The organism is Pseudomonas sp. 18058, from assembly GCF_902706155.1.
GTDB classification, from domain to species: Bacteria; Pseudomonadota; Gammaproteobacteria; order Pseudomonadales; family Pseudomonadaceae; genus Aquipseudomonas; species Aquipseudomonas rustica.
In genome coordinates this window covers 1-25,338 of record NZ_CACSJY010000001.1, presented here as the reverse complement: position 1 = coordinate 25,338, position 25,338 = coordinate 1, and the positions used below count along the sequence as shown (strand labels likewise).

Genomic DNA, 25,338 nt, shown 5'->3' with positions numbered 1-25,338 from the left:
ACTGAAGCACCGCCTTCGCGAGCAAGCCCGCTCCCACAGGGGTGATGTGCAAGTAGTAATGAAATGCTCCGGGGCGGCCTGCGAGGGGCGCTCTGGCTGTGAGCTATCTCTGAACAATTCCAACAAAAAGAGAGGCAATGGCAATGGGTGTGTATGACTACAAAAACTTCGGCACAGCCGATTCCAAGGCGCTGTTCAGCGACGCCATGGCGATCACGCTGTATTCCTATCACAACCTCGATAACGGGTTTGCTGCCGGTTATCAACACAATGGCTTCGGCCTCGGCCTGCCGGCCACACTGGTCACGGCGCTGATTGGCGGCACCAATTCACAAGGCGTCATCCCCGGCATTCCGTGGAACCCCGACTCGGAAAAAGCCGCCCTCGACGCGGTCAAACAAGCCGGCTGGACACCGATCACCGCCTCGCAACTGGGCTACGACGGCAAGACCGATGCGCGTGGCACCTTCTTCGGCGAAAAGGCCGGCTACACCAGCGCTCAGGTAGAAATCCTCGGCAAGTACGACGCCCAAGGCTATCTCACCGAACTGGGCATTGCCTTTCGCGGCACCAGCGGGCCACGGGAAATCCTCATTGGCGATTCGATCGGCGACGCGATCAACGATCTGCTCGCGGCATTCGGCCCCAAGGATTACGCGAAAAACTACGTCGGCGAAGCCTTCGGCAATCTGCTCAATAACGTCGTGGCGTTCGCCAAGGCCAACGGTCTCAGCGGCAACGACGTACTGGTCAGCGGCCACAGCCTCGGCGGCCTCGCGGTCAACAGCATGGCCGATTTGAGCGGTGGCAAATGGGGCAGTTTCTTCGCCGATTCCAACTACATCGCTTACGCCTCGCCGACCCAGAGCAGCACCGACAAAGTGCTCAACATCGGCTACGAAAACGACCCGGTGTTCCGCGCCCTCGACGGCTCGACCTTCACCAGCGCCTCGGTCGGCGTGCATGACGCGCCGCACGCATCGACCACCGACAACATCGTCAGCTTCAACGATCACTACGCCTCGACCGCGTGGAATCTGCTGCCATTCTCGATCCTGAATATTCCGACGTGGATCTCGCACTTGCCGACCGCGTATGGCGATGGCATGAACCGGGTCATCGAGTCGAAGTTCTACGACCTGACCAGCCGCGACTCGACGATCATCGTCGCCAACCTGTCCGACCCGGCTCGCGCCAACACCTGGGTGCAGGATCTCAATCGCAACGCGGAAACCCACAAGGGCAGCACCTTCATCATCGGCAGTGACGGTAATGACCTGATCCAGGGCGGCAGCGGCAACGACTACCTGGAGGGACGCGCAGGCAACGACACGTTCCGTGACAGCGGTGGTTACAACGTCATCCTCGGCGGGCAGGGCAACAATTCACTGGATCTGCAGAACTCGGTGAAGAACTTCGACTTCGCCAACGACGGCGTGGGCAATCTGTACGTTTGCGATGCACAGGGCGGGATCAGCATCACTCGCGACATCAGCACGATTCTGACCAAGGAACCGGGGTTTCTCTGGGGCGTGTTCAAGGATGATGTGAGCCACAGCGTCACGGCCAATGGCTTGAAAGCGGGCAGTAATGTCACGGCATACGAGTCGAGCGTGAAAGGCAGCAGTGGCGTCGACACGCTCAAGGCGCACGCCAGTGGTGATTGGTTGTTTGGGCTGGATGGCAACGATCATCTGATTGGCGGTTCGGGCAACGATGTATTTGTCGGCGGCGCCGGTAATGACCTGATGGAATCGGGGGGCGGGGCGGATACGTTCCTGTTCAACGGCGCGTTTGGGCAGGATCGGGTGGTGGGTTATTCGTCGAATGACAAACTGGTGTTTCTCGGTGTGCAGGGTGTTTTGCCGGCGGATGACTTCCGTGCGCATGCCTCCAGTGTCGGGCAGGACACGGTGCTGACGTTTGGCAACGACTCGGTAACGTTGGTGGGCGTGGCGCTGAATAGCCTGAATGCCGACGGTATCGTGATCGCCTGATTCGTTAGGGCTATCCCAAAACCTGTGGCGAGGGGATTTATCCCCGATGGGTTGCGCAGCAGCCCCAAATTCTGAGCACGCGCTGTTTCAGACGCACTTCTGCTTAAGGGTTTGGGGTCGCTGCGCAACCCATCGGGGATAAATCCCCTCGCCACAATGAATGGTGTATGTGACTGATAAGCCTGTTTCTGACTCAAACCCCTGCAAAAACAGGAAATGCGGCCTAAAGCCAGCACGTGCACACACGTTCTTTAGCTAGCCGCCATTGAGTACAGGAGATTCAAACGTGAAAGGTTTCAAGGGGTATATCGGTTTCGTCGGGCTGGCGATGTGTTCGGCCAACGTCTGCGCCGATCTGCCTCAAAGCTCGATTTTGAGCCGCTACGGCATTACCACCGACCAACTGCCGAACCCGGTGAAGACTGCCGAGGACAAACCGGTCGAAGAAAAAAGCCGCTTTAAAATCCAGCCCGAACAACCGTTCGTGACGATCCGTCTGGGTGACGGCAAGCAGCCGCCAACCACCGGCAATCTGAGCATCGATCGCATGGCGCAGCAGGATCTGCAGCGTTGCCAGCGTTTGCAGGGCGAAGTGGTCAAGCGCGGCGGGACGTACATGAGTTGCGACAACAGCATCCCTGGCATGCCAACTCTCGAGTAATGATCGTTCCCACGCTCTGCGTGGGAATGCATCCCGGGACGCTCTCCCTTCCAGAGCCGAACGCGGAGCGTCCGTTGCGGCATTCCCATGCCGAGCGTGGAAACGAGAGTGTTAGTCTTCCTTGCGCACGGTCGCCACTTCATCGGCGCGCACTTTCACCTTCGCCCCGGAAATATCCTGGAACTCGTAGAAGCCATCCTTGGTTTCGGTCTTCGGCATGTCCTTGGTCAAATACTGGGTGCCGTTCTGCAACGTGACCACGGTCTGGGTCGAGCAACCGCCCAATGCCAACAGGGCGGCAACCGCCAATGGAAGGCCCAGCGTCTTGATGTTCATAGCCACCTCAAACTCCTCATGCGATGTAGTACCGATCATTGTCGGTGTTCTAACGCGGTTGGTGTCATGGCACCGTGAAAAGTTCGATGTTCACCGATAAAAAATGCCATTGATCTTTTTCCGTTTGCACGGGGTAGGGCTGAGCTGGTATCTGTACGCATAACCAGTACTCGCTCGCCATGGCCCTGAATTCCCGTGACTGCCAATCCCCTCGACGATCCGTTTTATTACCTCAACAACTTCCGGCAAGTGCTTGATTGGCTTGAGCTTCGCTATGCCGATGTGATGGGCGAAGCGGAGCACGCCTTTATCCGCGACTTCAATGCGCTGCCGCGAGCGTCGCAGGGTCTGCTGGTGCGGATGGTGATGCGCAAGGGCATTCATTTTCGTGCGGGAAAACTGACTTACGCCGAAATCGGCGACATCGCTGCAGCCGCACAGCCGTTATTGGCGCGCGGATGGCTTGACGAGCAGTCACCGTTGGCGATCGCAGAGCTCTTTGATGTGTTGCTCAAGGCTGAAATCCTGCAGGCTTTCGGTGACTTTATTGATCGACCCAAGGGCCGCAAGGATGAATGGCTGCCTTTGCTGGCAGAACAGTTCGATACGCCGCGAACCCTCTGCGACTGGGCGCCGTCTCTGAATGATCGCCTGTTCAGCCTGACCATCATGGATCTGTGCGATCGCCTGCGTCTGATGTTCTTCGGCAACCTCTATCAGGATTGGTCAGAATTCGTCCTGGCTGATCTCGGCATCTTTACTTACGAAAAAGTCGAATTCTGCGCCGATTCCCGAGGCCTGCGCAGCCGCGCGGACGTCGACGCCTGCCTGTTCCTGCACAATTGCCAGTTGCGTTTCGAAGCCGGTGAGCCGCTGGAAACTATCTTTGAACAGGTCAGCGCGCTGCACTTCGACAACTCGTGGTTGCAGCGGCGGCGCGGCAAAGTGCTGTTCCAGATCGGCCAGTATTGCGAGCGCATCACCGAGTTTGCCTTGGCCCTGAGTATCTACCGTGACTGCGCCTATCCCGGTGCACGGCTGCGGATGATCCGCGTGCTGGAGCGCAGCGCCGAATACGCGCTGGCGCTGGAGCTGGCGTTATTGGCCGAACAAGCCCCGGAAAGCGCCGCTGAGCAGCAAGGTCTGCAACGCATCATGCCGAGGTTGCGACGCAAACTCGGCGGCCCGCCGCTCAAGCGCGCAACGGCTAAACCCGTGGAGCGTCTGGATTTGCACCTGCCACGCAGCGATCCGGCGCTGTCGGTGGAGTTTTACGTGCAGGCGCATCTGCATGACGACGAGGGCCCAGTGCATTACGTCGAGAACAGCCTGATCAACTCGCTGTTCGGCTTGCTCTGCTGGCCGGCGATTTTCGCGCCGCTGCCCGGGGCGTTTTTTCATCCGTTCCAGCGCGGCCCGGTCGATCTGCTCAATGAAGACTTCCAGCAACGTCGCACCGAACTGTTCGAGGCCTGCTTCGCCGAGCTCGATGATGGCCGTTATGCCGACACCATTCGTCAACGGTTCGTGGATAAATGGGGCGTGCAGTCGCCGTTCGTGTTCTGGGGTGCACTGAATGAGGGCTTGCTGGAACAGGCGCTGGCCTGTTTGCCCGCGGAGCACCTCAAACACTGGTTCAATCGTTTGCTGCTCGACATCAAGGCCAATCGCGCCGGCATGCCCGACCTGATCCAGTTCTGGCCGCAGCACAAAACCTATCGAATGATTGAAGTCAAAGGCCCCGGCGACCGCTTGCAGGACAACCAGTTGCGCTGGCTGGAGTTCTGCCACCAGCACCAGATGCCGGTTGCCGTGTGTTACGTGCAATGGGCGGAGCAGAGCGCTTGAGCTACAGCATTGCCGTGCGGGCACTGTGCGAGTTCACCGCCAAGACCGGCGACCTCGACTTGCGCTTCACGCCGTCACCCACCGCGCTGGAAGGCATCGCCGGCCACCGCACCGTAGCCTCGCGGCGCAGCGACAATTACCAAAGTGAAGTGGCGCTGGAAGGCGAATTCCTGCAGTTGAAGGTCAAGGGCAGGGCGGACGGCTACGACCCGGCGCAGAACTGTCTCGAAGAAGTCAAAACTTACCGTGGCGACCTGAGTAAACAACCGGCCAATCACCGCCAGTTGCACTGGGCGCAGGCGAAAATCTACGGATGGTTGATGTGCCGCAAACTGGATTTGCAGAAGATCAATCTGGCGCTGGTGTATTTCGACATCGTCAGCGAAAAGGAAACCTGTCTGGTTGAGGCGTTCAGCGTCGACACCTTGCGCGAGTTCTTTGAGCAGCAATGCCGCTTGTTTCTGTACTGGGCTGAGCAGGAAATGGCGCACCGCGAGGCGCGCAATCTGGCAGCGCAGCAGTTGTGCTTTCCCCATGCGGATTTTCGTCCAGGTCAACGGCATCTGGCCGAATCGGTGTTCAAGGCTATCAGCACCGGTCGTTGCCTGATGGCCCAAGCACCGACCGGCATTGGCAAAACCCTCGGTACATTGTTCCCGATGCTCAAGGCGCTGGCGCCGCAGCAACTGGACAAAGTGTTCTTCCTCACCGCTAAAACCCCCGGGCGCAAACTGGCGCTGGACGCCAGTCAGGTGTTGTTTGATCAATCGCCGACGTTGCCGTTGCGTGTGCTGGAAATGGTTGCCCGGGACAAGGCTTGCGAACACCCGGACAAAGCCTGTCACGGCGAATCCTGCCCGTTGGCGCAAGGCTTTTATGATCGTCTGCCCGCCGCCCGTGAGGCCGCCAGCCGCATCAATCTGCTCGATCAAGCCGCCATGCGTGAAGTCGCCGCGCAACATTCGGTGTGCCCGTATTACTTGAGCCAGGAAATGGCCCGCTGGGTGGACGTGGTCGTCGCCGACTACAACTATTACTTCGACTTCAGCGCGCTGCTGTTCGGTCTCGCCCAGCTCAATCAATGGAAAGTCGCGGTATTGGCTGATGAGGCGCACAACCTGGTCGAGCGTGGCCGGCAGATGTACAGCGCCAGTCTCGATCAATTCGTCTTGGGCAGCGTGCGCAAAACCGCCCCCGAAGCGCTTAAAAAATCTCTGCAACGGGTCAATCGTGAATGGAACGCTCTGCATGCGCCGCAACTGGCGGCGTATCAGGCCTACGACAAAGCCCCGGAAAAATTGCTGCAAGCGATCTCCCTGTGCTGCTCGGCCATCGGTGATTACCTCAACGATCACCCGCAAGGGCTCGACAGCGCGTTGCAGAACTTCTATTTCGATTTACTGCAGTTTGGCCGAGTGGCGGAGCTGTACGACGAGCATTACCTGTTCGACATCAGCAAGCGCGACCTCGACCGTAAACGGCCGCTGTCACAGCTGTGTTTGCGCAACGTGGTGCCTGCTGCGTTCATTGGCCCGCGCCTGAAGTCTGCGCGCAGCAGCGTGTTGTTCTCCGCGACCCTCAGCCCACGGCGTTATTACGCCGACCTGCTCGGCACGCCGGCCGATACGGTGTGGATCGACGTTGAATCACCGTTCAGCGCCGAGCAATTGCAGGTGCAGATCATCAGTCGCATCTCGACCCGTTTCAATCACCGGCAGGCGTCGCTGGAACCCATCGTCGAACTGATCGCGCGGCAGTTCAGCGAGCGCCCGGGTAACTATCTGGCATTTTTCAGCAGCTTCGATTATCTGCAACAAGTGGCAACCTTGCTCGCCGAACGGCACCCGCAGATCACCCTGTGGCAGCAATCGCGGGGCATGGCCGAAGGGCAGCGGCAGGCGTTTCTTGATCAGTTCACAGCAGACAGCCAAGGCGTTGGTTTTGCGGTGTTGGGTGGAGCATTTGGCGAGGGCATCGACCTGCCGGGCGCGCGGTTAATCGGTGCGTTCATTGCGACGCTGGGGCTGGCGCAGCTCAACCCGGTCAACGAACAGTTGAAACTGCGCATGGCAGCGATTTTCGGCGCCGGTTATGACTACACCTATCTGTTCCCGGGGGTGCAGAAGGTGGTGCAGGCGGCAGGCCGGGTGATCCGCACTCGCCAGGATCGCGGTATGGTGATGTTGATCGACGACCGTTTTGCCGAGAGCCGGATCAAGCAGCTACTGCCGAAATGGTGGGCACTACAGCATTCGCCTGGCTGATTGTTTTGGAGGCCGTTTCTGATAGCGCTGTAGGAAGTTTTTCCTTTTAAAAGCAGTGACATATCCCGTATTGAAGCCGTGTTTGATGGTTTCGCAAAAGCAGACTTTATTGATAAGACCGCTCAAGCGGTTCAGCCCATTATCGATAAGGACATCGACCCATGACCGTTAACGCCATCTACCGCTACACCCCGGAACAACTCAGTGCCGCTCTCAGCGATATCACCGCAACGTTGTTCGCCGGAATCACGCCTGACACCCGACCAAAACTATTGATCACCGCCGGCGTACAAAGCTCGGGCAAGACCTGGCTGCTGGAAAAAACCTTGTTGCCATCCGGCAACTACAAAAACCACGTGCGCCTGTATTTGCCGGAATACCGCAGCAAACACCCGCAGTATCAAGAAATGCTCAAGCACGGCGTACTGCACGCCTATGAGCACAGCGAAACGTTCATTCGCGAGCTGTGCGGCAAGATCTTCGAAAAAGCCTTCACTGAGAAACTCAACATCATCATGGAATGCGCCTTCGACTCGATCGACTTTGCAGCACTGCCTGCCATCGCCGTCAACGCGGGATATCAACTGGAGGTGCACATCGTCGCGTGCAATCAGCCTTTTGCATTTCTGTCCGGATTCAAACGGGCCTTCAAAAGCCTGGAAACGCAGGAAGTCGAACGATTTGTCCGGCCCTCGGAACTCAAAGCCAGTCTGGCAACGGCGCATGCAGTAGTGTTTGCACTTGAGGCAGCGGCAAAATTGTCGGATGGCTCGCAAATCCTTTTATACGAACGTGGAATGGGGGCTCTGCAAGATCGCGTGTTGCGTGCACGCAGCCTTTACAGCAGGGACGAGCAGGGCGTACTGAACGTGACCACGCCGAATGAGCCCTATAGCTATGCGGAGTACCAGCGCATCAGCAGTGCTTCAATCAGTGGCAATATGGAACGCGACGAATTCATCAAAGCGTGCCACCGGATGCTGCTGCAGACCCGGCAATACGCCGAGCAGATCCCTGACTACGTTTACGACGCGCTCTATTCACGCATTCTCAAGTACGTGCAGCGTTGAATGACCAAATCCTTGCGAGGTTTAACCGACATGCGCTTCCCAAACCGCCGGTTTGACGCATACTCCTCCAATACCAAATGTGCTTGAGTCGTACCTGATGATCAAAAACACCAAGACCGCTGCGATCGAAGAAATGCGTTTCAGGCTTTTGATCGATGCAGTGGTCGACTACGCGATCTACATGATCGACCCGGACGGCATCATCACCAGTTGGAACTCCGGCGCCAAACGCTTCAAGGGCTACGAAGAAGCCGAGATTCTCGGTGAGCACTTTTCCCGCTTCTATACCGCCGACGACCGCGCCGCCGGGTTGCCGCAGCGGGCGCTCGACACGGCGATTCGTGAAGGGCGCTTTGAGGGCGAAGGTTGGCGGGTACGCAAGGATGGCACCAATTTCTGGTCGCACGTGGTGATCGATCCGATCATCGACCCCAATGGCCAACTGCTGGGGTTCGCCAAAATCACCCGCGACCTGACCGACCGCAAGATGGCCGAGGAAACCCTCAGACGCAGCGAACAGCAGTTCCGCATGCTGGTGCAGGGCGTGACCGATTACGCAATCTACATGCTCAGCCCCGAAGGTCGGGTCAGCAACTGGAACCAGGGTGCACAGCGGATCAAAGGCTATCTGCCTGAAGAAATCATCGGTCAGCATTTTTCAGTGTTCTACACGCCAGAAGACCGTGCGGCCGGCGAACCACAACGGGCGTTGGCGATTGCCACCCATGAAGGTCGCTTCGAAAACCGCAGCTGGCGGGTACGCAAGGACGGCACGCAGTTTCTCGCGCACGTGGTGGTCGATGCCATTCGCGGTGAAACCGGCACGCTGCTCGGCTTTGCCAAGATCACCCGTGATGTCACCGAAGCCCATAAAGCCCAACAAGATCTGGAAAAAACCCGCGAAGCCTTGTTCCAGGCGCAGAAGATGCAGGCCATCGGCCAACTCAGTGGCGGCATCGCTCATGACTTCAACAACCTGCTGACGGTGATTCTCGGCAACCTCGAGATTGTCCAGAAGCGCATTGGCGATGATCCGAAACTCACCCGGTTGCTGGAAAACGCCACCCAGGGCGCACTGCGCGGCGTGTCGCTGACCCAGCGCATGCTGGCGTTCGCTCGTCGTCAGGAACTCAAGACCGAGGCGGTCGATATTCCGCAACTGGTGCAAGGCATCACCGGGCTGCTGCGCAGTTCCTTGGGGCCGAACATCAAAATCGAGACACGTTTCCCCCTCGAACTTGATCGCGTATTGGCTGACACCAATCAGCTGGAACTGGCGATCCTCAATCTGGCGACCAATGCCCGTGATGCCATGCCCGACGGCGGTAGCGTCATTATCAAAGCTGAACACGAAGTGGTGCTGGAACAAGCTCAGCATGCGTTGGCGGCCGGTCACTACGTGTGCCTGAGCCTCACCGACACGGGCGCCGGCATGGATGCCAACACCCTGGCATCGGCCAAGGATCCGTTCTTCACCACCAAAGGCTTGGGCAAGGGCACGGGGCTGGGCTTGTCGATGGTGCATGGCTTTATTGAGCAACTGGGCGGGCGGTTCGTTCTCAAAAGCGAACCGGGGCAGGGCACCACGGCTGAACTCTGGTTGCCAGTGGCGACCCATGCGGACATTGCCAGTCCGTTGCCGGTCATTGAACCCGTCAGTTCAGTGCCACGCTTGAGCGTATTGGTGGTGGACGACGACAGTCTGGTACTGACCAGCACGGTGTTGCTGCTCGAAGACCTTGGCCACCGGGTGCTGAGCGTCACCTCAGGTGCTCAGGCGTTGAGCCTGTTCGATCAGGGTGAAGTGATCGATCTGATGATCACCGACATGGCCATGCCGCACATGAGCGGCGCGCAACTGGCACACGCCGTAAGGTTGTTGAAACCGGATCTGCCGATCATCCTCGCCACCGGTTACGCCGAGCGTCTGGAGGGTTTTGCGGCACAACTGCCGCGTTTGCCGAAACCGTTCACGCAACTCAATCTGCTGGAGGTCATTGCCCAATCAATGAAATGACCCGTCGGGAGATCCGCCTGAACTTGTCCGCTGTGGAGTTCTTCTAACTGTTTTCCACTCCGGAGCGTGCGTCCTTGTCTCGCATACTGACTCATCCAACTGCTGAAGAAACCCTGACCGAACACGACGCAAAAATGTTTGGCTCGCCCAAGGAGCGGCTGGATTTTTACCGTCGGGAAATACAGTACGAAACCAGCATTCTGGCCAACCGTACTGACGCTTATCTGGCGGCGCAATCGTTTCTGGTGATCGCCTTTGCTTCGTGCATGGCCAATCTCAACCCGGAGTGGGGCAAGTTGTTCACCTTGGTGGTGCCACCGTTTCTGGCATTGCTCGGGCTGCTTAGCTCGCTCAACGCCTGGCCGGGGATTCGCGCGGCGTACGACATCATTGATCACTGGCACTTCAAGCAGAGTCATTTGCTGCACAGTGAACCGGTGATGGGTTTGGCGTATGACGAGTCGCCGCTGTTCAGTGAGATGGAGTCGACGCACAAGGGGTACCGAAAGTCGCTGCTGTTTTCGGTGCGTACGCCGTGGATTTTTGCGGTGTTTTGGATAGTGTTGGGGAGTTATGCGGTGTTTATTCAGGTGACTAATCCTGGTGGATGATGCATAGCAAAAAGCCCGACTGAAATGGCCGGGCTTTTCATATTTCGCAATCAATCTGCGGCGTGCTTTAAATCGATCCCCCTCACCCCAGCCCTCTCCCCCAAGGGGTAGAGGGGGAAGGGAGCAGATCTTTGCTGTGTTCAAACATGAGTTGTTCGACCGGATATTTCAGGCCTGCGTATCTCGAACAAACACTGCGGTCAGTCCCCTCTCCCTCCGGGAGAGGGCTAGGGTGAGGGGTTTTTCACCTAAAGCCTCAAGCCACCGTCTCAAGCTCCCGACGCAACCCCGCCGAATTCTGCGAAGACATCGGAATCGGCGGGAAGTCCTCGTTCAGCACGCACAGATGATCAATCGCGTCTTCAAACATAAAATCGGCTTTCTTGCGCAAGGCTCGATAGTGCTCAAACTGTTCGAAATCCAGATTTTCCACTTCCAGCAACGCATTCGCCGCTCGATTGAGCGCGTGGGCGTTTTCGAAGAGTTGACGATTGCGTTCCAGAGCCAGTGCTCTGCAAGCCTTGATTTGCGCAGGAGTCGAGCATTCTTTCATGACCGTAACCTTATTCTTCGGGGTTCCTTTTCTCAGGCCCTCAAGCCGCAGGGGAACCGAACCTGCCGAGCCCCGTCGGACTCATCCGGCGGGGGGTTATGCTTGTGACTGTCGAAAATCGGGCAGGGATCCATTTTTTTTCAAAAGAATATTCGATGGATCTTCATGGAAAACCTGTAAGGAAAAATCAGCTTTTTTGTTTTTTTCGCTGTTCGTAGCGCGCCAGGATCGGTTGCGTACTGATGCCGTGTAACAGAATGCTCAGCGCAACCACCGACAGCGTGAGATCCGTGCACAGCGTCGCCACCGAATCCGTCAGCCCATGGTTCAGCGCATAAAACAGATAAAACAGACTGCCGATCCCGCGGATGCCAAACCAGCCGATCAACAATCGTTGCCTGCCTTCAAGCAACGATCCCCAGGGCATCAAAGCCACACAGGCCGGACGGATCACACAAAACAACACGGCACCGACCAGTAATGCCCGCCAGTCCCAATGGGCGATCAACACGACGCCGAGCAGAGTCACCAAAAACACTTCCATGGCCCGTTCGACCAGACCGCCAAACGAAAGCATGTCGCCCATCATGATGCCGGCAGCCACCTGGCTGCTTTCCAGCCGCTCGGTATCGCCATGCACCGCGTACTGCGGCTCGATGTTCTGGTGGCCCACCACCGGTTGCACCAGATGCTCGGCGGGCGGCTGACCGGCACCGGTGGATTTCACTTCGATCTGGCGCAGGCCCAAGCCCGCTGCGAACACCGACAGAAAGCCGTAACCGCCGATGGCTTCCGCCACCACGTAGGCGAGGGCGATCAGCGCTAGCGCGAGGTAATCGTTGGGGCTTAAGGTGCTGTCGTCATTACGGATGCGCAGCGACAACGTGACGCGTCCGATACCGCGCCCCATCCAGTAACCGGTCAAGAGTCCCGCGGGCACGGCCCACAGCACATTGCGCAAGACCCAACCCTGCCACTCGGCGGAGGTACCTTCGCCATGGATCAACAGCAGTCCGAGAATCACAAACGGGAACGCGATCCCGTCATTCAAACCCGCCTCACCGGACAGGCCGTAGCGCACGCTGTCGACGTCCCGCGCATCGTTGACTTGCACCAGCGCCGCCAGCACCGGGTCGGTCGGCGCCAGGATCGCGCCAATCAGCAGCGACGGCCCCCACGGCAATTGCAGCGCCCAATGCAACAGCAGACAAACCCCGATGATGGTCACCACCATCACCGGCCCGGCCAGTCCAAAAGCGATTCGCCAACGCTTGTCACGCAGCGGCAATCGCAATTTCAACCCGCAGACAAACAGCGAAAAGAGCACCGCAACTTCCGTCAGGTGCTCCATCCACAGCGAGGTTTCTTCTAGGGGCAGTTTCAGAAGGCCCAAGCCACTGGGGCCGATGCCGATGCCCAGCAGCAGGCAAACCGCTGACGTCGTGACCGGCATCCAGCGCAGGTACGACGAGGTCAGTGCCAGGGTCAACAACACGGCGCCGAGCACCGCGACCCACACGATAAAACTCATGTTGTGCCGCCTCCGAATGTTCCATATGACGGCAATCGCACCGCATTCTTTTGGTAACTGCCATATCACTGTAGGAGCTGCCGCAGGCTGCGATCTTTTGATCTTGAAAAACACAAGCAAAAGATCGCAACCTGCGGCAGCTCCTACAGTGACGCAAGGCCACAGGGTTTCAGAGCATCGGTTTGCCGCCGGTGACGCCGTAGCGCTGACCGGTGATGTAACTGGCTTCATCCGAGGCCAGCAGCACATAAATAGGCGCCACTTCGACCGGTTGACCTGGGCGACCAAGCGGGGTTTGCGCACCAAAGTTCTGCACTTCTTCGTCGGGCATGGTCGAGACAATCAGCGGCGTCCAGATCGGCCCCGGCGCCACGCAGTTCACGCGAATTTCCTGCGGCCCGAGCATCTGCGCCAGACCGCCGGTGAAATTGGCAATCGCGCCTTTGGTGGTGGCATAGGCGAGCAGGCTGGGTTTGGGCATGTCCGAGTTGATCGAGCTGGTATTGATGATCGACGAGCCGGCGCGCATGTGTTTGAGCGCGGCCTGGCACAGGCGGAAAATCGCCGTGATATTTACGTCAAAGGTCATCACCCATTCTTCGTCGGGGATTTCCTCGAAGGTTTCGTGGGTCATCTGAAACGCAGCGTTGTTGACCAACACATCGATGCGGCCGAAGCGTTCGACGGTTTTATCGACCAAGGCCTGGCAGTGGGATTTCTGCGCGATATCGCCCGGCAGCAAGAGGCACTGGCGCCCGGCCTGTTCGACCCAGCGTGCGGTTTCCTTGGCGTCTTCGTGTTCGTTCAGATAAGCGACCGCAACGTCTGCGCCTTCACGGGCAAAGGCAATCGCCACGGCGCGACCGATGCCGCTGTCGGCGCCAGTGATCAGGGCAATTTTGCCGGCCAGGCGTCCAGAGCCGACGTAGCTTTGCTCGCCACAATCGGGGTAGGGCTGCATTTTGCTTTGCGAACCGGGGACGGCTTGGGCTTGTTTGGCAAAGGGAGGTTTTGGATAGTCGGTCATCGCGGGTCTCCGAGGTCTCATGGCAGGTATGGGTGGTTGACCCGGGGTGTTTGCCGTGAGTTCGATCGGATTTCCATACCCCCCCCCCCCTGTAGGAGCTGCCGCAGGCTGCGATCTTTTGATCTTGATCTTAAAAAACCAGATCAAAAGATCGCAGCCTGCGGCAGCTCCTCCAGGGGAATGGTGTCAGCGGTTAGCCAAAGCACGCTCCATCCGCGCAATGCCTTCTTCCAGCATCGAGCGTGGGCAGCCGAAGTTCAGGCGTACGAACTGTTGGTGCTGATCGCCGAAATCCAGACCGGCACTGAGGCCAACCTTGCCTTGCTCAAGGAAGAACTGCTGCGGGTTGGCCAGATCCAGCGCCGAGCAATCCAGCCACGCCAGATAAGTCCCTTGCGGCACATTAATCGTCACGCCCGGCAAACGGCTGCGCACCGCATCTACCAGATAATCACGGTTGGCTTGCAGATAGATTTTCAGCTCGGCCAGCCACGGCGCGCCTTCGCTATACGCCACGCGAGTCGCTTCCATGCCCAGCGGATTGACGCTGTCGACCATGCCGCAGCGGGCGTGGTTGACGCGTTCGCGCAGGGCGGCGTCTTGAATGATCATGAACGAGGTCTTCAGGCCGGCGATGTTGTAAGCCTTGCTCGCCGACATCAGGGTGATGGTGCGCTGGGCAATTTCCGGGCTCAGCGAGGCGGTCGGAATGTGTACGCGGCCGTCGAAGCACAGTTCGGCGTGAATCTCATCGGAGATGATCCACGCGTCCTGCGCCACGCAAATGTCGGCAACGGCTTGCAGTTCTTCGCGACCGAATACTTTGCCCAGTGGGTTGTGCGGGTTGCTCAGCAATAAAGCGCCACCACCGTTTAGCGAATCACGCAATACGTCCAGCGACGTCAAGTAGGTGCCGTCCGCCTGCGCATTGAATTCCAACTCAACCTTGTTCAACCCCCAGTGCCCCGGCGCATGGCGCAGCGGCGGGTAGTTCGGCACTTGCACCACAACGTTCTGCTGCGGCTGCACCAGCGCTTTCAACGCCATGTTGAAACCGGATTCAACGCCTGGCAGGAAGATCAGCTCTTGCGGTTTGACCTTCCAGGCGAATTTGGCCCAGAGGTCGGCGACGATGGCTTCGCGCAGGCTGTCCTGAGCAACGCTGTAACCCACCAGCGGGTGCAACAAGCGCTGTTGCAGCGCCTCGATGACTACCGGCGGCGCGGCGAAATCCATGTCAGCAACCCACATCGGCAACACGTCGGCCGGGTAGCGGCTCCACTTGGTGCTGCCGGTGTTGTGGCGGTCGAATAGCTGATCAAAATCGAAAGTCATGCGCGGTCTCGTGAAGGCGGGTTGTTCATGGGCGCCATGATAAACCCTCAACCCCTGTAGGAGCTGCCGAAGGCTGCGATCTTTTGATCTTGTTTTTTACAAGCAAAGTCAAAAGATCGCAGCCTTCGGCAGCTCCTACAAAGGCTCTGCAGCCTCCGACGGTCGGTTTTCACACAGAACGTATGGTCTTTGTCTACAGTGAAAAGGTCGGCAGACGTTTGCCGCAACCGTGTTTGTCCAGATAAAACCCGGCACAAGTACCGGGTTCCACCTGATCAGGAGTGCACGATGGATCTCAGCCGTCGTCAGTTCTTCAAGGTCGCCGGTATCGGCCTTGCAGGCTCGAGCCTGGGCGCGTTGGGCATGGCCCCGACGCTGGCCTTCGCCGAGCAGGTGCGCCACTTCAAGCTTGCCCACACCCATGAAACCCGCAACACCTGCCCGTATTGCTCGGTCGGCTGCGGTTTGATCATGTACAGCCAGGGCGATGCTGCGAAGAACGTTGCGCAAAACATCATTCACATCGAGGGCGATGCCGACCACCCGGTCAACCGCGGCACCCTCTGCCCGAAAGGCGCAGGCCTTCTCGACTTCATTCACAGCCCCGGCCGTTTGCTCTACCCGCAAACGCGCAAACCGGGCAGTAGTGAATGGACGCGGATCAGTTGGGACGAAGCGCTCGATCGCATCGTCGACCTGATGAAGACCGACCGCGACGCCAACTTCATCGAACAAAATGCCAACGGGCAAACGGTGAATCGCTGGCTGAGCACCGGTTTTCTTGCGGCGTCGGCGGCGTCCAACGAAGCCGGTTACATCACCCAGAAGGTGATTCGCAGTCTCGGCATGCTGGGGTTCGATAACCAGGCGCGTGTCTGACACGGCCCGACGGTGGCAAGTCTTGCCCCGACGTACGGCCGTGGTGCCATGACCAATACCTGGACTGATATCGCCAACGCGAATCTGATCCTGGTGATGGGTGGCAACGCAGCAGAAGCGCATCCGTGCGGCTTCAAATGGGTGACCGAGGCCAAAGCGCACAACGCTGCGCGGCTGATTGTGGTCGATCCGCGTTTTACCCGCACCGCTTCGGTGGCCGACTATTACGCGCCGATCCGCACCGGCACCGACATCGCCTTCATGGGCGGGCTGATCAATTACCTGCTGACCGAGGACAAGATCCAGCACGAGTACGTGCGCAATTACACCGACGTCTCGTTCATCGTCAAAGAAGGCTATGGCTTCGAAGACGGTATCTTCAGCGGCTACGACGTCGCCAAGCGCAGCTACACCGACAAGACCGGTTGGGGCTACGAGATGGGCGACGATGGCTTTGCCAAAGTCGATCCGACGCTGCAGCACCCGCGCTGCGTCTATCAATTGATGAAGGTGCATTACAGCCGCTACAACATCGACCTCGCCAGCCAGATCTGTGGCATGCCGGTCGACGCCATGCAGAAAATCTGGGACGAAATCGCCACCTGCTCGATTCCGGGCAAGACCATGACGATTCTCTACGCCCTTGGCTGGACGCAGCACTCGATCGGCGCGCAGATCATCCGCAGCGCGGCGATGGTGCAACTGCTGCTGGGCAACGTCGGCATGCCCGGCGGTGGCGTCAACGCCTTGCGCGGGCACTCCAACATTCAGGGCCTGACCGACCTTGGCTTGCTCTCCAATGCGCTGCCGGGATACCTGACATTGGCCAGCGACAGCGAGCAGGACTACGGTCAGTTCATCCATAAACGCACGCAAGTTCCGCTGCGCCCGGGGCAACTGTCTTACTGGCAGAACTACAGCAAATTCCACGTCAGCCTGATGAAGTCGTGGTACGGCGCCAACGCCACTGCCGAAAACAATTGGTGCTACGACCATTTGCCGAAACTCGACATCCCCAACTACGACGTCTTGAAAATGTTCGACCTGATGAGCCAGGGCAAGGTCAACGGCTACTTCTGCCAGGGCTTCAATCCGATCGCTGCGCTGCCGGACAAAAACCGCGTGATGGGCGCATTGGCGAAACTGAAATGGCTGGTGGTGATGGATCCGCTGGCCACCGAGACCTCGGAGTTCTGGCACAACGTCGGGCCGTACAACGATGTGAAAAGCGCGGAGATCCAGACCGAAGTCATTCGCCTGCCGACCACCTGTTTTGCTGAAGAAGACGGTTCGCTGGTCAACAGCAGTCGCTGGTTGCAATGGCACTGGAAAGGCGCCGATGGCCCGGGCGAAGCGCAGACCGACATTCGCATCATGGCCGAACTGTTCCTGCGCCTGCGTAAGCGCTATCAGGCCGAAGGCGGCAAATTCCCTGATCCGCTGTTGAAACTGACGTGGCCGTACAAGATCCCCGACGAGCCTTCGCCGGAGGAACTGGCCAAGGAAATCAACGGCAGCGCCGTGGCTGACTTCACCGATGCCACAGGCGTGGCGGTCAAGGCTGGCTCGCAACTGGCCGGGTTCGGCTTGCTCAAGGATGACGGCAGCACCGCGTCCGGCTGCTGGATTTTCGCCGGTAGCTGGACTGAGGCCGGCAACCAGATGGCCCGACGCGACAACGCCGATCCGTATGGCATGCACCAGCATTTGGGCTGGGCGTGGGCGTGGCCGGCCAATCGGCGGATTCTCTACAACCGCGCTTCGGCAGACGTGTCCGGCAAACCGTGGGATCCGAAAAAACGTCTGGTCTGGTGGAACGGCAAAGCCTGGGGCGGCACCGACGTGCCGGACTACAAGGCCGACGTGCCACCAGAAGCCGGGATGAACCCGTTCATCATGAACCCCGAAGGCGTGGCGCGATTCTTCGCCGTCGACAAGATGAATGAAGGGCCATTCCCCGAGCACTATGAGCCATTCGAAACGCCGATCGGCATCAACCCGCTGCACCCGCAAAACAAGAAAGCCACCAGCAACCCGGCGGCGCGGATCTTCGATTCGGTCTGGGAAACCCTCGGCGAGGCCAAGGACTTCCCTTACGCCGGCACCAGTTACCGGTTGACCGAGCATTTCCACTTCTGGAGCAAGCACTGCAAGTTGAACGCGATTGCCCAACCCGAGCAGTTCGTGGAAATCGGCGAAGTGTTGGCGAAAGAGAAGGGCATCGCTGCCGGCGATCGCGTGCGGGTCAGTTGCAAACGCGGCTTTATCGAAGCGGTGGCAGTGGTGACGAAAAGGATCCGGCCGTTGCAGGTCAACGGCCAGGTCGTGCATCAGATCGGCATCCCGCTGCACTGGGGTTTCACCGGCCTGACGCGCCACGGTTACCTGACCAACACCCTGGTGCCGTTCCTCGGCGATGGCAACACACAGACCCCGGAATCCAAGTCATTCCTGGTCAACGTGGAGAAGCTCTGATGGAGAATCTTTAAATGGCCAGCCAAGACATCATTGCCCGCTCGGCCACCACAACGGTGCCGCCGTCGGTGCGGAATCAGGAGGCGGTGGCCAAGCTGATTGACACCACCAAATGCATCGGCTGTAAGGCCTGCCAGGTCGCCTGCTCGGAATGGAACGAGCTGCGCGACGAGGTCGGCCACAACCACGGCACCTACGACAACCCGCAGGATCTGAGCGCGGAAACCTGGACGTTGATGCGCTTCACCGAACACGAAACCGACGCCGGCAACCTCGAATGGCTGATCCGCAAGGACGGCTGCATGCACTGCGCCGAGCCCGGTTGTCTGGCGGCGTGCCCGAGCCCCGGCGCGATCATCAAGCACGCTAACGGCATCGTCGATTTCGATCAGGATCACTGCATCGGCTGCGGTTATTGCATCACTGGTTGCCCGTTTAACATTCCGCGCATTTCGCAGAAAGATCACAAGGCTTACAAGTGCACCTTGTGTTCGGATCGGGTCGCAGTCGGGTTGGAACCGGCCTGCGTAAAAACCTGTCCGACCGGGGCCATTGTTTTCGGTACCAAGGAGGACATGAAGGAACACGCTGCCGAACGTATCGTTGACCTGAAAAGCCGTGGCTTCGAAAACGCCGGTCTGTATGACCCGGCAGGCGTTGGCGGCACGCATGTGATGTACGTGTTGCATCACGCCGACACGCCAACGATCTACGCCAACCTGCCGCAGGATCCGGCAATCAGTCCGTTGGTGGGTCTGTGGAAAGGCATCAGCAAACCTCTGGGCCTGCTGGCCATGGGCGCGGCGGTGTTGGCCGGGTTCTTCCATTACGTGCGCATCGGCCCGAATCGCGTCGAAGAAGATGAACATCCAACGCCACCCGATACCTCGGTGCACGTCGTCGATCCGGCGGTGCACACCTTCGATCCACGCGGGGAGGAGCGGCCATGAGCAACAAGACGATCCTGCGTTACACCGCCAACCAGCGCACCAATCACTGGCTGGTGGCGATCCTGTTTTTCATGGCCGGACTGTCCGGGCTGGCGTTGTTTCATCCGTCGCTGTTCTGGCTGAGCAACCTGTTTGGCGGCGGGCCATGGACGCGGATTTTGCATCCGTTCATGGGTGTGGCGATGTTCGTGTTGTTCCTCGGTCTGGTGTTCCGATTCTGGCGCGCGAACTTCTTTATCGACAACGACTGGAAGTGGATGCGCCGCATTGATCGGGTGCTGGTCAATGACGAAGAAAGCGTACCGCCGGTGGGCAAATACAACGCCGGGCAGAAGCTGCTGTTCTGGACTTTACTGCTGTGCATGCTCGGGTTGCTGTTCACCGGGCTGGTGATCTGGCGCGCGTATTTCAGTGCGTTTTTCGGCATCACCGTGATCCGCTGGGCGATGCTTCTGCACGCGCTCGCCGGGTTCGTGCTGGTGCTGAGCATCATCATTCACATCTACGCCGGGCTGTGGATCAAGGGTTCGGTGGACGCGATGATGCACGGCTGGGTCAGCCGCGCCTGGGCGAAGAAACACCATGAACTGTGGTATCGCGACATCACCCGCGACGAGCGTCAACCGGACGTGCCGGAGCGACCGATCACCAAAAAGGGCTAACTTTTGCCAAGCATTCTTGAACCTGGGGAAATTGAAGCGGCGGCCAGTTCGCCGCCGTTTCTGCACCTGCCGCCGCACAATCTGTTTTCCCTGCGCGCTGATCGTCTCGAGCAGTTGGCCGAGGGGCATCCGTTGGCTGAGTATTTGCGTTTGATCGCCGGATTGTGCCGGGTGCAGCAGCAGGTATTTGACGATCCACCGCTGACCGCGCCGTTTGATCAGCAACGGATCGAGGCGTGTCAGCAGCATGGTTTGCCGCCGTTTGCGGCGGATACGTTGGTGCGCGAGGAGGGTTGGCAGGCTTATCTCGATGCTTTGTTGCAACGTTATCAGCCGGGTGAGCAGCCTGCTGTTGTCGAGGCGGTCGACACCTTGCGCGGCGCCAGTCCCGGCCAGCTGCGCGCATGGGCGGTGGCGCTGGTCAGCGGGCAGTATTCGATGGTGCCGGCGCAACTGGTGCCGTTTCTCGGGGCGGCGCTGCAAGCGGCGTGGAGCCATTGGCTGCTCACTACGGCGGATCTCAAATTGAAACCTGGCGATAGCCTCAGCCAGTGCCCGGCCTGCGGTTCGCCGGCGATGGCGGGGGTGATCCGTCATCGCGGCAAGCACAACGGTTTGCGTTATCTGGTCTGTTCACTGTGTGCCTGCGAATGGCATGTGGTGCGGGTCAAGTGCGTGTATTGCGAATCGAGCAAGGGCCTGGATTATTTCAGCCTTGAGGATGATCGCCACGCGGCGAATCAGGCGCCGTTGCGGGCTGAGGTTTGTCCGGGCTGTAACAGTTATCTGAAACTGGTTTATCTGGAAAACGATGCTGACGCTGAGGCGCTGTCGGCGGATCTCTCCAGTTTGTTGCTGGACATGCGACTGGCACAGGACGGTTATCAGCGTCTGGCGCCGAATCTGTTGCTGGCACCGGGAGACGAATGATCTGAGCGTCTACACTCTGGCGCAGTGATCTGTCTCCAGGAGTGGCTGATGTCCCTGCGGTTACCTTCCATTGATGGTTTGTTGCGTCACGCGGCGTGTGTGCCTTTGCTTGAGCGTTATGGGCGTGAGTCGTTGCTGAACAGCTTGCGCCAACTGCTTGATGAACTGCGTCCCGGCGTCTTGAATGGGCAATTGTCGGCGGTTGAAATCAGCCCCGAAGTGCTCGCCGGTCGCGTCGGCGAACGCTTGGCGCAGCAACAACGCAGTAACGTGCGCCGGGTGTTCAACCTCACTGGCACCGTGTTGCACACCAACCTCGGCCGCGCCTTGTTGCCGGACGAAGCCATCGAAGCCGTGCAAATGGCCGCGCGTTATCCGCTCAATCTCGAATTCGATCTGGCCAGCGGCAAACGCGGTGATCGCGATGATTTGATCGAAGGCCTGATCCGCGAACTGACCGGTGCCGAAGCCGTCACCGTGGTTAATAACAATGCTGCGGCGGTGCTGCTGACGCTCAACAGCCTGGGCGCGCGCAAGGAAGGCATCATCTCGCGCGGTGAGCTGATCGAGATCGGCGGCGCCTTTCGCATTCCCGACATCATGGCCCGCGCCGGCGTGCGTCTGCACGAAGTCGGCACCACTAATCGCACCCATGCGCGCGACTACGAAGCAGCGATCAGCCCACGCAGCGGCTTGATCATGCGCGTGCATGCGAGCAATTACGCCATCGAAGGCTTTACCGCGCGAGTGCCCACCGCTGAGCTGGCCGAGTTGGCGCATCGGCATGCTTTGCCGTTGCTGGAGGATCTGGGCAGCGGCAGTTTGCTTGATCTGACGCGCTGGGGTTTGCCGGCCGAGCCGACGGTGCGTCAGGCGCTGCTCGATGGCGCGGACATCGTCACCTTCAGCGGCGACAAATTGCTCGGTGGGCCGCAGGCCGGATTGATCGTCGGGCGCAAAGAACTGATCGCGAAGATCAAGAAGAACCCGCTGAAACGCGCGTTGCGTGTCGACAAGCTGACCTTGGCGGCGCTGGAGGCGGTGCTGGGTTTGTATCGCGATCCGGATCGGCTGGCCGAGCGTCTGCCGAGTCTGCGACTGCTGACTCGACCGCAGGCGGACATCTTTGCGCAGGCCTCGCGCTTGCAACCGGCGCTGGCTGAAGTGCTGGGCGAGGGTTGGCAGGTCAGTGCGGTTGAGGCCTTGGGCATGATCGGCAGCGGCAGCCAACCGGTGGCGCGTTTGCCGAGTGCGGCGCTGTGTCTGCGTCCGCAGGTCTCCAAGCGACTGCGCGGGCGTTGCTTGTTGAATCTTGAAGCGGCACTGCGCGCGTTGCCGATCCCGGTGCTCGGCCGTATCGACGACGATGCGCTGTGGCTGGATCTGCGCCAACTCGACGGTGAACCGGCGTGGCTGGCGCAATTGCCTAACCTGCAGGTCGAGCCGTGATTGTCGGCACAGCGGGGCACATCGACCACGGCAAGACGTCGCTGCTGCAAGCCCTGACCGGGCAAACCGGCGACCGCCGCCCGCAGGAGCGCGAGCGCGGCATGACCATCGACCTCGGTTATCTCTATGCCGAACTCGAACCGGGAGCGGGCCTCACCGGGTTTATCGACGTGCCCGGTCATGAGAGATTCACCCACAACATGCTCGCCGGCGCGCAAGGCATTGATCTGGTGTTGCTGGTGGTTGCGGCGGATGACGGCGTGATGCCGCAAACCCGTGAACATCTGGCGATCGTCGAACTGCTCGGAATACCGCGTGCGCTGGTGGCGATCACCAAGTGCGACCGGGTCGAGGCGGGCAGGGTGGAAGAAGTGCAGCGTCAGGTGCTCGATCTGCTGGAGGCCGGGCCGTTTGCCGAGGCGCCGGTTGTGATTGTCTCGAGCGTGAGCGGGCAGGGCGTTGATGAATTGCGCGAACTGTTGCTGCAAACGCAACGTGAAGTGCTGGAGCGCAGTCGTGAGGGTGGTTTTCGATTGGCCATTGATCGGGCGTTCAGCGTCGCCGGTGCGGGGATTGTGGTGACGGGCACGGCGCTGTCGGGTGAGGTCTCGGTGGGCGATAAACTCACGCTCGGGCCGTCAGGGAAATCGGTGAAGGTGCGCGGGTTGCACGCGCAGAATCAGGCGGCTGAGCAAGCCTTCGCTGGGCAACGGGTGGCGCTGAATCTGAGCGGCGAACGCCTGGAATTGGCGCAGATCCATCGCGGGCAATGGCTGCTGAGCGATTGGCTGCACGCCCCGACTCAGCGCGTGGATATCGAATTTCAATTACTGCCGGGCGAACGGACTTTCGAGCATTTTCATCCGGTGCATGTGCATCTCGGCACGCAGGACGTGATCGCGCGGGTGGCGCTGCTTGAAGGGTCGCGCCTGAGTGCTGGCGAGCGGATGTTCGCGCAACTGCTGATCAACGCGCCGGTGCATGCGGTGAAGGGCGATCGGCTGATCCTGCGCGACTCCAGCGCCCAGCGCACCCTCGGCGGTGGGCGTGTGCTGGATCCGTTTGCCCCGGCCCGACAGCGCCGCAGTCCTGAGCGTTTGGCGCAGTTGCAGGCGTTGGCTGACAGCGAAAGTTTTGAGCAGGTGTTGCCAGCGTTGCTGGATCACAGCGCCGGCGGCCTCGGCCCGCAACGGCTGGAACGCCAATTCAATCGTCCGCGCGCAAGCTGGTCTTTGCCTGAGAATGTGCGCCTGATCGACACCCGCCAAGGCCCGGTGCTGTTCAACGTGCAGCGCTGGGGGCAGCTGAAATTTACCCTGCTGGAGCAATTGGCGAAGTTTCATGAACTGGAGCCCGATCAGATGGGCCCGGATCGTGATCGCCTGAGACGCTTCAGCGCACTGCCGCTGGAACGTTCGACGTTTGCCAGTTTGCTCGACGAATTGCGCGACGCCGGCGCGATCTCTGCCAGTGGCCCGTGGCTGCATCTGCCGGATCACCAGGTGCGTCTGAATGCCGAAGACGAAATCCTCTGGCAGCGACTGCAACCGCTGTTTGAAAACGGCGGCTTCGATCCGCCGTGGCTGCGCGACGTGGCGAAGATGCTTGGCGAGGATGATGCCGTGGTGCGTTTGCTGTTGCGCAAACTGGCGCGGCTGGGGCTGATGCATCAAGTGGTGCGCGACCTGTTCCTCAGCGACAGCCAACTGCGCAGGATGGCGGCGATCCTCCTGCAACTGGCCAAGGAAAATCCGCAGATCCAGGTGACAACCTTCCGCGATGCGCTAGGCTTGGGACGCAAACGCTGTATTCAGTTCCTCGAATACTTCGACCGCCTCGGCCTGACCCGGCGCAGCGGCGAAGCACGGCAAATCCGCTACGACAACGCACTGGCCAACACCAGCGCGCACTGAGTTCAAGGAAGGCAATCGCGCCCGGTGGCGCGGCCGGGCTTCAAACCCGGTTGGGGACGGCATCCGTTCCCGGGCAGGTTCGACTCCGGCTGCCTTCCGCCAATTATCAGAATCAAAAGATCGCAGCCTTCGGCAGCTCCTACAAAAGCCTGCGATCTTTTGATGTTCAAAGTTTGCGTTGCGCATCCATCCGATCATGCAGGATTCGAATGATCGCAATGCCATAGGCCGTAATGCGAAAGTAGATCATGTGCCGTTCTACGCTGCAGCGCCGATAACCAACACGGATGGCATCGCAGGCGGGTGCTGTTTTGGGACGCTCAGTCAATTGAGCAAATGCAGTGGTGAGAATATCGATGTAACGACTTGCCTGATCCAGGCCCCATTGTTGCGCGGTATAACTCCAGATCGCCTCGAGGTCGCCCTCGGCAGCAGGTGTCAGGCGATATTCAGCCATGCGTAGTCAGCATTCTCTGTTTGAACGCCTCTGGATCGAAGGGGCGTGGTTTGCCGCTAGACTCACCTTCGCGAAGCGCTGCACGAATCGTTTCAAGTTCAGCAGTGCGTTCTTGTTCACGTCGGATCAGATCGCGAATGTATTCGCTGTCGTTGGTGTAATGGCCGGCGTCGATTTGAGCTTTGATCCAGTTATCTTGTTGGTCAGTCACGGTGATGGTTTTTCGAACGGTTCCCATGATCGGGCCTCCAGTGAAAGGGTCGATAGCGCGGAATTTATCATACTATTGGTGCGATAAGGTGCTCTCTTGTAGGAGCGGGCTTGCTCGCGAAAGCGGTGGGTCAGTCAACATTGCGGGCGACTGATGCGCCGC

Annotated in this window: 20 protein-coding genes and 1 tRNA gene; 14 read left to right on the top strand and 7 right to left on the bottom strand. The window is 59.3% G+C overall.

Annotated elements, in window-relative coordinates; translation table 11 throughout:
* Nucleotides 1-143 precede the first annotated feature (143 nt).
* The gene (locus GVL50_RS00105; protein ID WP_159811463.1) at nt 144-1,997 is read left to right on the top strand and encodes a polyurethanase; all 1,854 of its coding nucleotides are present in this window, start codon (nt 144-146) and stop codon (nt 1,995-1,997) included.
* 286 nt (nt 1,998-2,283) lie between these two features.
* On the top strand, nt 2,284-2,658 hold the full coding sequence (locus GVL50_RS00100; protein WP_159811301.1) for a hypothetical protein: 375 nt from the start codon (nt 2,284-2,286) through the stop codon (nt 2,656-2,658).
* A gap of 111 nt (nt 2,659-2,769) precedes the next feature.
* Here the strand turns inward: GVL50_RS00100 and GVL50_RS00095 are convergent, their stop codons facing one another.
* Nucleotides 2,770-2,994 (bottom strand): YgdI/YgdR family lipoprotein, encoded by a 225-nt coding sequence (locus GVL50_RS00095; protein WP_159811300.1) that lies wholly within the window; start codon nt 2,992-2,994, stop codon nt 2,770-2,772.
* A 195-nt stretch (nt 2,995-3,189) separates the two neighbouring features.
* Here GVL50_RS00095 and GVL50_RS00090 point away from each other — a divergent pair, with 195 nt between their 5' ends.
* The 5 genes from GVL50_RS00090 to GVL50_RS00070 all read left to right on the top strand — a co-directional run bounded on the left by GVL50_RS00090 (nt 3,190) and on the right by GVL50_RS00070 (nt 10,804).
* Nucleotides 3,190-4,842 (top strand): VRR-NUC domain-containing protein, encoded by a 1,653-nt coding sequence (locus GVL50_RS00090; RefSeq protein ID WP_159811299.1) that lies wholly within the window; start codon nt 3,190-3,192, stop codon nt 4,840-4,842.
* Entirely contained in the window at nt 4,839-7,106 is a 2,268-nt protein-coding gene (locus GVL50_RS00085; protein WP_159811298.1) for an ATP-dependent DNA helicase, read from the top strand. Before GVL50_RS00090 ends, GVL50_RS00085 begins: the two co-directional genes overlap by 4 nt.
* Nucleotides 7,107-7,267: 161 nt before the next feature.
* Nucleotides 7,268-8,176, top strand: coding sequence for a zeta toxin family protein (locus tag GVL50_RS00080; RefSeq protein ID WP_159811297.1), 909 nt, complete (start codon nt 7,268-7,270; stop codon nt 8,174-8,176).
* Nucleotides 8,177-8,273: 97 nt separating this feature from the next.
* A complete protein-coding gene (locus GVL50_RS00075) occupies nt 8,274-10,193 on the top strand; it encodes a PAS domain-containing sensor histidine kinase (protein WP_159811296.1) in 1,920 nt (639 codons plus the stop codon).
* A 74-nt stretch (nt 10,194-10,267) separates the two neighbouring features.
* Entirely contained in the window at nt 10,268-10,804 is a 537-nt protein-coding gene (locus GVL50_RS00070) for a hypothetical protein (protein ID WP_053119988.1), read from the top strand.
* A gap of 256 nt (nt 10,805-11,060) precedes the next feature.
* On the opposite strand, the gene GVL50_RS00065 is transcribed toward GVL50_RS00070, so the two are convergent.
* The 4 genes from GVL50_RS00065 to GVL50_RS00050 all read right to left on the bottom strand — a co-directional run bounded on the left by GVL50_RS00065 (nt 11,061) and on the right by GVL50_RS00050 (nt 15,250).
* A complete protein-coding gene (locus tag GVL50_RS00065) occupies nt 11,061-11,357 on the bottom strand; it encodes a hypothetical protein (protein WP_159811295.1) in 297 nt (98 codons plus the stop codon).
* 187 nt (nt 11,358-11,544) lie between these two features.
* Complete coding sequence (locus tag GVL50_RS00060; protein WP_159811294.1) at nt 11,545-12,888, bottom strand: sodium:proton antiporter; 1,344 nt, start codon at nt 12,886-12,888, stop codon at nt 11,545-11,547.
* Between the two features lie 169 nt (nt 12,889-13,057).
* Nucleotides 13,058-13,915: a glucose 1-dehydrogenase gene (locus GVL50_RS00055; RefSeq protein ID WP_159811293.1), complete on the bottom strand. Its 858-nt coding sequence runs from the start codon at nt 13,913-13,915 to the stop codon at nt 13,058-13,060.
* A gap of 186 nt (nt 13,916-14,101) precedes the next feature.
* Nucleotides 14,102-15,250 (bottom strand): MalY/PatB family protein, encoded by a 1,149-nt coding sequence (locus tag GVL50_RS00050; protein ID WP_159811292.1) that lies wholly within the window; start codon nt 15,248-15,250, stop codon nt 14,102-14,104.
* A gap of 288 nt (nt 15,251-15,538) precedes the next feature.
* Between GVL50_RS00050 and fdnG the strand changes: the two genes are divergently transcribed.
* The 7 genes from fdnG to GVL50_RS00015 all read left to right on the top strand — a co-directional run bounded on the left by fdnG (nt 15,539) and on the right by GVL50_RS00015 (nt 24,610).
* On the top strand, nt 15,539-18,604 hold the full coding sequence (fdnG, locus tag GVL50_RS00045) for a formate dehydrogenase-N subunit alpha (protein ID WP_159811291.1): 3,066 nt from the start codon (nt 15,539-15,541) through the stop codon (nt 18,602-18,604).
* Between the two features lie 14 nt (nt 18,605-18,618).
* Nucleotides 18,619-19,554 (top strand): formate dehydrogenase subunit beta, encoded by a 936-nt coding sequence (gene fdxH / locus GVL50_RS00040; RefSeq protein ID WP_034154153.1) that lies wholly within the window; start codon nt 18,619-18,621, stop codon nt 19,552-19,554.
* Complete coding sequence (locus tag GVL50_RS00035; RefSeq protein WP_053120000.1) at nt 19,551-20,216, top strand: formate dehydrogenase subunit gamma; 666 nt, start codon at nt 19,551-19,553, stop codon at nt 20,214-20,216. The genes fdxH and GVL50_RS00035 overlap by 4 nt, the downstream gene beginning before the upstream one ends.
* A gap of 3 nt (nt 20,217-20,219) precedes the next feature.
* Nucleotides 20,220-21,146, top strand: coding sequence for a formate dehydrogenase accessory protein FdhE (gene fdhE / locus GVL50_RS00030; protein ID WP_159811290.1), 927 nt, complete (start codon nt 20,220-20,222; stop codon nt 21,144-21,146).
* 45 nt (nt 21,147-21,191) lie between these two features.
* Complete coding sequence (gene selA, locus GVL50_RS00025; RefSeq protein ID WP_178124141.1) at nt 21,192-22,595, top strand: L-seryl-tRNA(Sec) selenium transferase; 1,404 nt, start codon at nt 21,192-21,194, stop codon at nt 22,593-22,595.
* Entirely contained in the window at nt 22,592-24,508 is a 1,917-nt protein-coding gene (gene selB / locus GVL50_RS00020; RefSeq protein ID WP_159811288.1) for a selenocysteine-specific translation elongation factor, read from the top strand. Before selA ends, selB begins: the two co-directional genes overlap by 4 nt.
* A 6-nt stretch (nt 24,509-24,514) precedes the next feature.
* A tRNA-Sec gene (locus GVL50_RS00015) sits at nt 24,515-24,610 on the top strand.
* Nucleotides 24,611-24,674: 64 nt separating this feature from the next.
* On the opposite strand, the gene GVL50_RS00010 is transcribed toward GVL50_RS00015, so the two are convergent.
* Together GVL50_RS00010 and GVL50_RS00005 are read right to left on the bottom strand one after the other, a co-directional pair.
* Nucleotides 24,675-24,965 carry a type II toxin-antitoxin system RelE/ParE family toxin gene (locus GVL50_RS00010; RefSeq protein ID WP_159811287.1) on the bottom strand — a complete coding sequence of 97 codons (291 nt, stop codon included), beginning with the start codon at nt 24,963-24,965 and terminating at the stop codon, nt 24,675-24,677.
* The gene (locus GVL50_RS00005) at nt 24,958-25,203 is read right to left on the bottom strand and encodes a type II toxin-antitoxin system ParD family antitoxin (protein WP_053120009.1); all 246 of its coding nucleotides are present in this window, start codon (nt 25,201-25,203) and stop codon (nt 24,958-24,960) included. Before GVL50_RS00005 ends, GVL50_RS00010 begins: the two co-directional genes overlap by 8 nt.
* Nucleotides 25,204-25,338 lie beyond the last annotated feature (135 nt).